We start from the raw sequence: 10,922 nt of genomic DNA, 5'->3' as shown, positions 1-10,922 counted from the left end.
TTGAGGTCGCTGTGGGGTAACTCCCGTGGAAGTTCGAGTCTTCTCGACCGCACCAACATTCAGACATCGGCAACGACGAATCTCCCGCTGGGGATGTTGTCCAATGTCCAGCTGCCTACCCGCCATCTGACCAGCCGCAGCGTCGGAAACCCGATATGCGCGGTCATCCGCCTGACCTGCCGGTTCCGGCCCTCGCTGATGGTCACCTCGATCCAGCGATCCGGCACGGATTTGCGGAACCGCACCGGCGGGTCGCGGTGCCAGAGGGCCGGCGGATCGATCAGACGCACCCTGGCGGGATGCGTCGGCCCATCGTTCAGCGTGACCCCATCCCGCAGCGGTTGCAGGTCGGCCTCGGTCGGTGCGCCCTCGACCTGCACCAGATAGGATTTGCTCATCTTGTTTTTCGGATCGGCGATCCGCGCTTGCAGCCGCCCGTCATCGGTCAGCACCAAGAGCCCCTCGCTGTCACGGTCAAGCCGCCCTGCCGGATAGAACCCGGGGTCGCTGATGAACGCAGACAACGTGGGGCGCGGCGTCGGGCTTTTGGCGTCCGTGAACTGGGACAGAACGCCGTAAGGTTTGTTGAAAAGGATCATGCGGGACATAGGGCCTCCTAGCCCAAGATATGCACAAACGTCTATCCCGACATGAATTTTCGGCTGCCGCGATTTTCCCACTTGAAACGAATCCGAAAGAGGCGCATTTGGCGCCGCATAGACGCCAACGCACGCGCCTCTGGCCAGTGATTGTCAACGCACTCGTGTTTACGTAGCGACGGTAACGTCTCCCTTGGAACTGAGCGGTCTTCGGTGGGAATACCCATTATGGCCGGGTCTTTTGGAGATGACCAATGACAATGCACTATGCGCCCGAACTGGGCCAACCTTCCGCCGACTCCGCCACCCGTCTGGATGCCTATGTCGCATCGCGGACCTTCGACAAGCCGACGCTGGTGATCGACCTCGACCGCGTCAGCGCGCAGTATCGCGCCTTGAAAACAGGTCTGGGCCGCGCCGACATTCATTACGCCGTCAAGGCGAACCCGGCCCGCGAGATCATCGCGCGGCTGGTCGATCTCGGCGCGCATTTCGACGCCGCCTCGCGTGGTGAAATCGCGCTTTGCCTTGCGGAAGGGGCGGCACCCGCCGAGATTTCGTTCGGCAACACGATCAAACGCGCCAGCGACATCGCATGGGCCTATGCCGAAGGCATCCGGCTGTTCGCCGCCGACGCCGAGGAAGAGCTGGTCAAGATCGCCGAAAACGCCCCCGGCGCATCTGTCTACATCCGTCTGATCGTCGAAGTCAGTCAGGCCGACTGGCCGCTGTCGCGCAAATTCGGATGCGACCGTGACATGGCGATCAAGCTGCTGGACGTGGCGAAATCGCTTGGCCTGAACCCCGTTGGTTTTTCGTTCCATGTCGGCTCGCAGACCCGGCAGGCTGCGATGTGGGCACCGACGCTGGACGTTTTCGCAGGCATCTGGGCCGAAGCCCGCGCCGCCGGTCACGATCTTTCGGTGCTGAACATCGGTGGCGGTTTTCCTGCCTTCTATGGCGAGGAGATTCAGGCCCCGACCGAATATGCCGCAGCGGTGATGGACATGGTCGAGGCGCGCTTCCCCGAAGCCCGCACGATCATGGCCGAACCCGGTCGCGGCATGGTGGCCGAAGCCGGCGTGATCGTGTCCGAGGTGCTGCTGGTCAGCCGCAAGTCCGAGCGTGACCTGCACCGCTGGGTCTATCTCGATATCGGCCGCTTCTCGGGTCTGGCCGAAACCGAAGGCGAAGCGATCCGCTATCAGTTCGAAACCACCCGCGATGCCGACCAGCACGGTCCCTGCATCATGGCGGGGCCAAGCTGCGATAGCGCCGATGTGCTTTACGAAAAGCGCCCCGTCTCGCTGCCGCTGTCGTTGACGGCGGGCGACCGCGTGCTGATCCGCAATACCGGCGCCTATACATCGACCTATTCCTCGGTCTGGTTCAACGGCTTTCCTCCGCTTGCTGTTGTGGTGATCTGAAAGCGCGCCGCTGGCACACCCCGTATACAGTGGTGTGCCAGTAACACATTATAAATAAAGAGAATTTGGCTTTACTCCTGCGCGCAGGGCGTTAGTTTGTCCCAAGACAGGCGCGCAAGAGGTATCCAGATGTCGTCAATTGCTGACCATCCGTTGCGCTATGCGATGGCCAACGAACTTCACGCGCGACCGTTTCCGGCAGTGGCAGCGCCCAGCCGCGCGGCCTATCTTGCGATCAAGCCGGCCTCGAACGCGGCGGGACGGGATCGTGATGCGGATCGTGCGCATCTGATTGATTTGTTGGACCGTTTCGGCGCCAAGCATCCGCAGCCGAACGCGACGCATTATTTCGGCACCATCGGAAAGCACGAACTGAAATGGGAAAGCCATACCGAGTTCGTGACCTACACGATTTTCGGCGAAGGCATCGCCGAACGCCCCTTCGACGCAGCCACCTTTGCCGTTTTCCCCGACGACTGGCTGGCCAAGGCACCCGGGACGCGTGTGACCTCGGCCTTGATTCGGGTCGAGGTCGCGGAAGGGGACGAGGGGCTGGCCGAAAAGGCGCATGAGTGGTTCGTGCCCGAAAGCCTCGCGATCAGCCGCGTGATCGAGAACGATCTTGTCATCGCAGGTGATTTCCGCATCGATCCTGCGGGGCACATGAGATTTGCGGTGTTTGCCCGCCCGCATGTCGGCGAGCGCCGCATCGGGCGCGTCGTGCAACGGATGTGCGAGATCGAAACCTACAAGGCCATGTCGATGCTCGGTCTGAACCGCGCACGCGATCTGGGCCCGAAGATGGGTGAGTTCGACAAGCGTCTGACTGCCTTGCTGGAAGACATGCGCTCGGATGCCTGCGATCCGGCTGTCGTGCTGCAATCGCTGCTCGAAGTCTCTGCCGAGATCGAGAATACCATCGCGCAGTCCTCTTTCCGCTTCGGCGCGACCGGCGCCTACGAGACGATCGTCAACCAGCGGATCGCGGTCTTGCGCGAAGAGCGCTTTTCCGGACGCCAGACCTTCGGCGAATTCATGATGCGTCGTTTCGATCCGGCGATGCGCACGGTGAAATCGACCGAAGGCCGGTTGCACGCAATGTCGGAACGCGCCTTGCGCGCGGGCGACCTGTTGCGGACCCGTGTCGATGTGGACCGCTCGGCCCAGAATCAGGAACTCTTGCAAAGCATGGACCGGCGCGCCGACCTGCAACTGCGCCTGCAGCGCACGGTCGAGGGGCTGTCGGTGGTGGCGATCAGCTATTATGCGGTCAACCTTGTGCTCAACGTGCTGGGACCTGCCGAACAAAGCCTTGGTATCAGCAAGACGGTCCTGACAGCCCTCGTCACGCCGGTTGTTGTCTTTCTCGTCTGGGCGATGGTGAACCGTATCCGCAAACATATTTAGTGATTGGCGCTGTCGCTGCGGCGACTGTCGTCCGTCCGACGCGCCTGTTCTGACGCCGGAGTGCAAATGACTGATCACGGACGCGCCGAGGCCAAGCGCATCTTTGCGGCAGGCCTGAAAGCGGCAGATCCCTATCGCGCGGTGGTGGGCCATCTGGGCGATGTCGAAGAACCGGCTTTGATCATCGCGATCGGCAAGGCTGCGATGCGCATGGCCGACGCGGCGCTGGGGCGGTTTGCCGGGGTGCGCTGTCTTGTCGTGACCAATTACGAAAATGCGGGCGCCCTTGACGGGGCAGAGGTCTTCGCGGCGGGCCATCCGGTGCCGGACGAGAATGGCGCAGCCGCCGCGCGCGCTGTGCGGGCGGCGTTGCAGGCCGCGCAAGGACCGGTGCTGGCCCTGATTTCAGGCGGCGGGTCGGCACTGCTGCCGGCGCCTGCGGGCGATCTGACGCTGGCCGACAAGGCGGCGGTCAACACGCTTTTGCTTGGGGCGGGGATGGACATCAGGGCGATCAATCTGGTGCGTCAGCAGCTTTCGGACCTCAAGGGCGGCGGGTTCCTGCGCCACGCGGCACCACATCCTGTGACGGCGCTGATCCTGTCGGATGTCGTGGGCGACGATCTGGCAGTGATTGCCAGCGGCCCCACGGTCGCGCCGATCGGGACTGCCAGCGATGCGATTGCCCTCATGAAGGGCGCAGACATCTGGGAGAAAGCGCCGGAGCCTGTCCGTACACATCTGCTGAAAGGCAAGCCGGCAGTTGCCCTGCCGTCCGCCAGAAACAGACTTGTCGGTTCGAACGCGCTGAGCCTTGCCGCGATGCAGGCGGCCGCGCCCGGGGCGACCGTTCTGTCTGACCCGATCGAAGGGGACGTGGCAGAGGCCGCCCGCAGGATCTGCGACAGGGCCGGTCCGGGCATCACGCTTTGGGGTGGGGAGACCACGGTCGTTCTGCGCGGCACTGGGCGCGGCGGGCGCAATCAGGAACTGGCCCTGCGGATCGCCCTTGCGGCGCGCGCACGCGGATGGGGCGATTTTGTCTGTTTGCAAGCGGGCAGCGACGGGCGCGACGGGCCGACGGATGCAGCAGGGGGACTTGTGGATCAGGGCACATTGGACCGGATTTCCGATCTGGACGCCTTGCTTGCCGATAACGACAGCTATGCGGCCTTGGCCGAAGCAGGTGATTTGCTGATCACCGGTGCGACCGGAACAAATGTGGCCGATCTGGGGGTTCTGATCCGTCCGCGCGCCTGAGCGGCGGGGTTTCATGACCGCAAGGGCCGGAGCCTCCGGCGGGGATATTTTCGGGCCAATAATGACGGGGGCTTGGGCGAACAGACGGCCAAGTCAGAGGGGATCAGTCCTGTTGTTGCGCGAAGTAGGCCACCAGTGATGCGATTTCGAGATCGCCGAGTGTCTGCGCGATACTGACCATGGTCGAGTTGTCACGCGCACCCAGCCGGTATTGCACCAGTGCCAGCATCATTTCGTCAGATGTCAGATTGTCGATTTGTGGCACGCCCGAAGACGCGGCCCGCCCCGAGACGTGACAGGACGCACATTCCGAGGAAAGGAACTCCCCATAGGCCGGATCGCCCTGCATGGCGGCAAGCTCGGCGGGGATAGTCACGTCCTCCGGCGCGGGGGGTGGTGGTGTCGTGTTCAGCCGCACATAGGTCATCAGGTCCGTGCGATAGATGACATTGTCCATGCCGGGCATCGGCTGTTTGGTCGTGCCGGGGACAAGGCTTTGCGGGTCCTCGAGGAATGGCGCGAGGGTGCTGCGCCCCCAGACGAGGCCCTCTGCACCTGCGGCCTGCATGGCGGCTGAAAACTGGAAACCATCGATGCTGCCCGCAGTCCGGCCATAGAGCGCGTAGAGGTTAGGTCCCACGCCATGCGCCGCGCCTTCGCCAAGTGTATGGCAGGCGGCACAGGTTTGGGCGAAGTTCGGTTCGCCCGCCGCCGGGTCCCCGCCACAGACCGCGAGGATGTCATCGGGATCGTTGATCGGCAGGTCATCACCTGGCATTTCAGCCGTTTGCGCCTTGACCGTCCCGGCGATTCCGATGCCGCAAAGCAGGATCAAGAGCAGAACAGCAAGCTTTCTGCCTGCAGCACGCGGAAAATCGGAATGGTTCGAAAACGTGGTCAAATCGGCCGACATCAGTATCCCCCGCGTCATTGGCAAAGAACAAAAGTGACTATTTTCAATGTGTTGCGTCACTTCTGGTCATGGCTGCCCTAGTATTATACAAGGCCCAACAGGCAAGTATACCTTTGGTTTATAGGGTCAAGATAAACCGATGCTGAATGGATGTGCAGCCCGAATGCCGTCTAAAGGTCGATTGTGTTGTCAGAGGCCGAAGGTTTCTGTGGCCACCAAACAAACTGAACCATCATTTGAAAAGGGACACAAAATGTCAGACCAGGAAAACACACTCACTCGCCGCAAGATGCTTGCACGTATCGGCGGCCTTGCCGCGGCAGCCTATGCTGTGCCCGCCTTTACAACGATGTCGATGGCGCATGCTTCGGGGGCAAGCGATGCCTCGGCGGCAAGTGACCCGAGCGATGCAAGCGATCCAAGTGCACCCAGCAGACCGAGCAGACCAAGCCGGCCGAGCAGCCCAAGCAGCCCAAGCGACGCCAGCGGCGTAAGTTCCGCAAGCCGTCCAAGCCGGCCCAGTCTGCCGAGCCGCGTGTCCGGTCCCAGCTCTTGCGAAGCGATCGGCGGCGTCTTTGATTCCGCAGCGAACGTATGCCGTGTCAGCCGCTGACGGTCATCCCTTGGCGCCGTGATCCTTGACAGGGTCACGGGGCCGGTATGACGATAACTGGCGGCCCCGAAGTGGGGCCGCCGCTTTTTTGTGGGGATAGATGCAGACCCGCGATATTCAGTTTTCCGGCCTCGCGCATCCGGTCAGGATCGTCTCTCCGGATGAGGTGATACCGATCCTGGCCCCCGTCGTCGCGGCCTGGCCCATCGTGCAATCCGGCAAGGCGGACGCCCCCTTTGCGACGGTCGGACCGACCGGCGATGGCAGGTCATGGCGGCTGAGCGCCCCGCGTGCGGTGCGGCCCGAGGTTGAGCACAATCCGGTCAATGCGATCTGTGATCTGATTGTCGAGATGTCGTGGGAAAGGTTGCGCAGCCGTCCGGATCTCTTGTGTCTGCACGCAGCGGCGGTTGCCTTTGGCGATCGTCTGGTGATCTTTCCCAACCAGCGCCGCGCAGGCAAAAGCCTGTTGTCGGCAAGCCTCGCGCGGCATGGACATGCGATCTTTACCGATGACTTCATCCCGCTTGCGGTCGATCCTGCCACCGGCGTGATCTCGGGCGTGGCCAACGGGATTGCCCCGCGGCTGCGCCTGCCGCTGCCCGAGACCGTCTCGTCCGATTTCGCGGCATGGATCGAGACGCGCATTGCCGTCCGCAACCGGCAATACGGCTATCTTGCGGGGATCGACTTGCCGACCTCGGGCACCGAAATGCCGGTCGGTGCCATCGTGATGCTGGACCGCGACATGGAGATGACGGGCCCTGCCGAACTGACGCCCGTCAGCGCGGATGCGGCACTTGCAGCGATCGTCACGCAGAACTTCGGGCGACAGGTGCATGCGGGTGCGATCTTGGCGATCACGGGGGCCATGGCGACGACTGTGCCGGTCTTGCGCCTGACATATCGCGACGTCGAAGAGGCGACCGCGCTTCTTGAAGGCTCGCCCCTGCTGGCTGGCCTGCCCGCAGCCACGGTCCCGGCTGACGCGGAACACCCCCCGACACGGCCCGCGCCGCTTGAACGCCTGCACGACCGCCCGCAGGACGTCGCCGACATAAAGGCCACCTTTGCGCGGATTGCCGGATTTACCGAGGTCGAGACGGCAGAAGCGATCTATCTGGCCAGTGCGACAGGGCTGGCCATTCATCGCCTGAACCCGGTGTCCGCGATGATCTGGAAGCTGCTGGAAGACCCGCTGGAAGCAGAGACCGTGATTGCGGTTCTGGGTGATCTGTTCACCGATGTCCCGCGCGATCAGCTTGCCGGTGATGTGGCGGCAGCGCTGACATTCATGTTCCGCGACGGTCTGATCCGTCAGGCCGGATAGCAAAAGGGCCGCCAGATCGGCGGCCCTCTGTCGGTCTGTGGTCTACGGATCAGTTGAGGTCAGAGCTGTAGTCCGCTGCCAGATCGGCCTCGACTTCGGCCACGGCAGCGATCAGCGCATCCAGCATCTCGGAACCGCCATCGACGTTTTCGCGGAACCAGTCATAGACGGGTGCTGCGGCTTCGGCGAAAGCTGCCTTTTCTTCCATCGTCGGCACGTAGATATCGCCGCCGCCTGCGACAAAGTCCTCATAGGCTTGGATCGACTTGCGCTTGGGCGAGGCGAAGGTCGCCTGCTGCAGCTGGTAGAAACCATCGACGACGACGCGGCGCAGGTCTTCGGGCATTGCCATGAAGTTCTCGTTGCTCATCCACCAAAGCGCACCCATGTAAGAGTGCCCGTCAAGCGTCAGATACTGCAGGCCCGCATCTGGGAACTTCATGCCCATGATGTCGGTGATACCGTTGGCGGTGCCTTCGACGACACCGGTTTGCAGCGATGTGAACAGCTCGGGCCATGGAATGGGCGTCGCGGATGCCCCCATGGCCTCGACCAGCTGCACGGGCAGGTCGGCGACAACGGTGCGCAACTTCAGGCCTTCAAGATCCGATGGGGTTTGGACGCGGCGCTCGGTATTGGCGAAGTTGCGCCAGCCACCGGTGTTGCCGATGGTCATCAGACGGATGGTGTTGTCGCTATCGGCCAGCGCGCGGTCACGCAGTGTCCGGACGAAATCACCGGAAAGCACGGCCTCGGCCACGCGGTCATCCGACATCAGGTAGGGCAGGTCGAGCACCTGAATATACGGAAAGATCCCCGCAGCGCCGCCAGAGGTCGAGATATAGACGTCGATCGAGCCTTCGGCCACGCCTTCCAGACATTCCGCACCGGTGGCGCAAAGCTGGGTGCCGATGAACATCTCGACCGCAATGCGGCCGTTGGATGCTGCCTCGACGTAGTTCTTGAAGACGACCAGACCGTCATAGTCCTCGTCGTCTTCGTTCGAATTGGCGGTCGCGCGGATGGTGAAATCCTGTGCCCATGCCGCCAGCGGTGTCGCCAGCAGCGCAGCGGTGGCCGCGACTTTGGTAAATTGTTTCAGCATATCTGTCTCCCTATTGTTATGCTGTCAGTTGGCGCCCGGAGTCGGGCTGATGCAAGCGCTGAACCCGACCTCTGGGCCACAGCCCAGAAAACCGGCCAGATACGGCACTGTCATGGAAATGGCAGGGACATAGGTGATCAGAAAGATCACCGCGACCTGCACGGCAAGGAAGGGCAGGATCGCCCTTGCGATGGCCTCGACCCGCTCGCCCGAGACGGATGAGGCCACGAACAGGACAAGCCCCATCGGCGGCGTCGCCAGCCCCACGGTCAGGTTGACCGACATGATGATGGCGAAATGCACGGGATGCACGCCAAGGTCGAGGAAGATCGGACCCAAGATCGGCCCGAGGATGATGATCGCCGGACCCGCATCAAGGAACATCCCCACGATGAAAAGCAGGATGTTGATCAGGAACAGCAGCATCAGCGGGTTCTCGGACAGCGACAGGATATAGTCGCTGAGGATCTGCGGCGCATATGACAGCGATACGACAGTCTTGAAGGCAACGGCAGCGCCGACCAGCAAGAGAACCGCTGCGGTGGCAAGCGCCGAACGGGTCAGCACCGCGTTCAGGTCCCGCAACTTCATCGACCGCAGCACGAAGAAGCTGACGATCAGCGCGTAGAAAACCGCGACCGCCGAAGCCTCGGTCGGGGTGAAGACGCCGACAAGAATACCGCCAAGGATGATGATCGGTGTCTGTAGTGGTGCTACGGCCTTCTTGCAGACCATGCGGAAGTCGTGGCTGACCCGCTTGCGGTAGCCCATCAGCAGGATGTGCGAAATCGCCAAAAGGATCGCGAAAACGATCCAGAGGTTCAGCCGGTGCACGGTATCGCCCGCCTCGTTCTCGAATGACAGACCGACAAGACCGGACAGCCCCGCATAGGCCGCAAGCAACAGACCGGCGACGTTGATCCGGATCAGGACAAAGCTGACCCAATATTCGACGGTCGAGATATCCTGCCCCTTGGACACGATCCGTTCCGCCTTGGGCAGGTTGTAGCGGTCGGCCATCAGCCGGACCATGACCATCAGGCCGATCCCCACCAGCACACCGGGCACGATGCCCGCCAAGAACAGCGCCGCGACGCTTTCGCCCATCACGTAGGCATAGATGATCATGATCCCCGAAGGTGGGATGATCGGGCCGATCACCGAAGACGCGGCCGTGATCGCAGCGGCGAAACGGCGCGAGTAGCCGTTCTTTTCCATCGCGGGGATCAGCGTTGACCCCAGCGCCGATGTATCGGCCACGGCCGATCCCGACAGGCCCGCAAAGAGGATCGAGGACAGGATGTTCACATGGGCCAGCCCGCCGCGCAGGTGTCCCATGAAGGCCTGTGAAAACTCCACCAGCCGCATCGTGATGCCGCCACGGTTCATGATCTCGCCTGCCAGCATGAAGAAGGGCAGCGCCATCAGCGGGAAGCTGTCCATCCCGTTATAAAGGTTACGATAAAGACCCGCGACCACGTTGCGGGTATCGCCTTCGTACATAAGCAGCGCGATGGGCGAGGCCAGCAGGGCAAAGACCACCGGCAGGCCGATCATGATCAGGACAAGAAAGAGAGGAAGGAACCACAAAAGCATCAGTCAGCCCCCCCGACGTCTTCGGTTTGCAGATTGGTCAGGCGGTCGCCGTGACCCAGAAGCTTGATCACCTGCCGGATGATCAGCTCGATATTGACGAGGATCAGCAGGTTCACCCCGACCCAGAGCGAGGCATATTGATAGTTGTTCTGAAAGCGGTTGCCGCATTTGCCGATCTCGAAGCCGAATGGCCAGCGCAAGGATGAGGAACACCCCCGCCCCGAGATCGTATCGACGTGGTTGTTCAGGCCACGGTCCCATGCGATGATCAGGACCCAAAGCGCGATACCCAAGAGCAAGAGGCTGAGCAGGGTCGAGGCCATGCGGGGCAGGGCGCGTTCCACCATGTCGATCGAGACGAAACCGCCCATCCGATAGGCCAGCGGCGCCATCAAGCCGGTCATCCAGAGCATCCCGAACCGCGCCCCTTCCTCGGTCCAGTTCGGGGCGTCGTTCATCACGTAGCGAAAGAAGACCTGACCAAGGATCAGGACAACCATGATGGCCAGTGCGGCAATCGCGATGGCCTTGCCAATGGCAAGCACCACCGTGTTGAACCGTTCCAGCGGCCACAAAAGGCCAAAAAGAACCGACATCGACACCTCCCCTGTCTTTGCCCCGGGCATCGGCCCGTTGTTGTCTGTGGGGGCAAAGCCCCCGTTTCCGGACATG

9 protein-coding genes are annotated in these 10,922 nt (G+C 62.2%); 4 read left to right on the top strand and 5 right to left on the bottom strand.

Going from position 1 to position 10,922, the window contains the following annotated elements; all coding sequences use genetic code 11:
• Window positions 1-59: 59 nt before the first annotated feature.
• A complete protein-coding gene (locus tag V7N12_RS03680; protein WP_333712771.1) occupies window positions 60-608 on the bottom strand; it encodes a pseudouridine synthase in 549 nt (182 codons plus the stop codon).
• 245 nt (window positions 609-853) lie between these two features.
• Here V7N12_RS03680 and V7N12_RS03675 point away from each other — a divergent pair, with 245 nt between their 5' ends.
• The 3 genes from V7N12_RS03675 to V7N12_RS03665 all read left to right on the top strand — a co-directional run bounded on the left by V7N12_RS03675 (window position 854) and on the right by V7N12_RS03665 (window position 4,693).
• On the top strand, window positions 854-2,026 hold the full coding sequence (locus tag V7N12_RS03675; RefSeq protein WP_333712769.1) for a type III PLP-dependent enzyme: 1,173 nt from the start codon (window positions 854-856) through the stop codon (window positions 2,024-2,026).
• Window positions 2,027-2,155: 129 nt separating this feature from the next.
• Entirely contained in the window at window positions 2,156-3,433 is a 1,278-nt protein-coding gene (locus V7N12_RS03670) for a DUF3422 family protein (RefSeq protein ID WP_333712768.1), read from the top strand.
• A gap of 66 nt (window positions 3,434-3,499) precedes the next feature.
• Complete coding sequence (locus tag V7N12_RS03665; RefSeq protein WP_333712767.1) at window positions 3,500-4,693, top strand: glycerate kinase type-2 family protein; 1,194 nt, start codon at window positions 3,500-3,502, stop codon at window positions 4,691-4,693.
• Between the two features lie 103 nt (window positions 4,694-4,796).
• Here V7N12_RS03665 and V7N12_RS03660 read toward each other — a convergent pair whose 3' ends face one another.
• Complete coding sequence (locus V7N12_RS03660; protein WP_333712766.1) at window positions 4,797-5,606, bottom strand: c-type cytochrome; 810 nt, start codon at window positions 5,604-5,606, stop codon at window positions 4,797-4,799.
• Between the two features lie 713 nt (window positions 5,607-6,319).
• On the opposite strand from V7N12_RS03660, the gene V7N12_RS03655 reads away from it, so the two are divergent.
• Window positions 6,320-7,549: a PqqD family peptide modification chaperone gene (locus V7N12_RS03655; RefSeq protein WP_333712764.1), complete on the top strand. Its 1,230-nt coding sequence runs from the start codon at window positions 6,320-6,322 to the stop codon at window positions 7,547-7,549.
• Window positions 7,550-7,598: 49 nt separating this feature from the next.
• On the opposite strand, the gene dctP is transcribed toward V7N12_RS03655, so the two are convergent.
• Genes dctP through V7N12_RS03640 form a run of 3 tightly spaced genes read right to left on the bottom strand, consistent with a single transcriptional unit; the run spans window position 7,599 to window position 10,846 of the window.
• Complete coding sequence (gene dctP / locus V7N12_RS03650) at window positions 7,599-8,654, bottom strand: TRAP transporter substrate-binding protein DctP (RefSeq protein WP_333712763.1); 1,056 nt, start codon at window positions 8,652-8,654, stop codon at window positions 7,599-7,601.
• 24 nt (window positions 8,655-8,678) lie between these two features.
• On the bottom strand, window positions 8,679-10,250 hold the full coding sequence (locus V7N12_RS03645; protein ID WP_333712762.1) for a TRAP transporter large permease: 1,572 nt from the start codon (window positions 10,248-10,250) through the stop codon (window positions 8,679-8,681).
• Window positions 10,250-10,846 (bottom strand): TRAP transporter small permease, encoded by a 597-nt coding sequence (locus V7N12_RS03640; RefSeq protein WP_333712761.1) that lies wholly within the window; start codon window positions 10,844-10,846, stop codon window positions 10,250-10,252. Before V7N12_RS03640 ends, V7N12_RS03645 begins: the two co-directional genes overlap by 1 nt.
• Between the last annotated feature and the right edge of the window lie 76 nt (window positions 10,847-10,922).

It is taken from the genome of Yoonia sp., assembly GCF_036770585.1.
Classification (GTDB): Bacteria; Pseudomonadota; Alphaproteobacteria; order Rhodobacterales; family Rhodobacteraceae; genus Yoonia.
The sequence above is the reverse complement of the archived record's forward strand: the minus strand, read 5'-3'. Positions and strand labels throughout refer to the sequence as shown.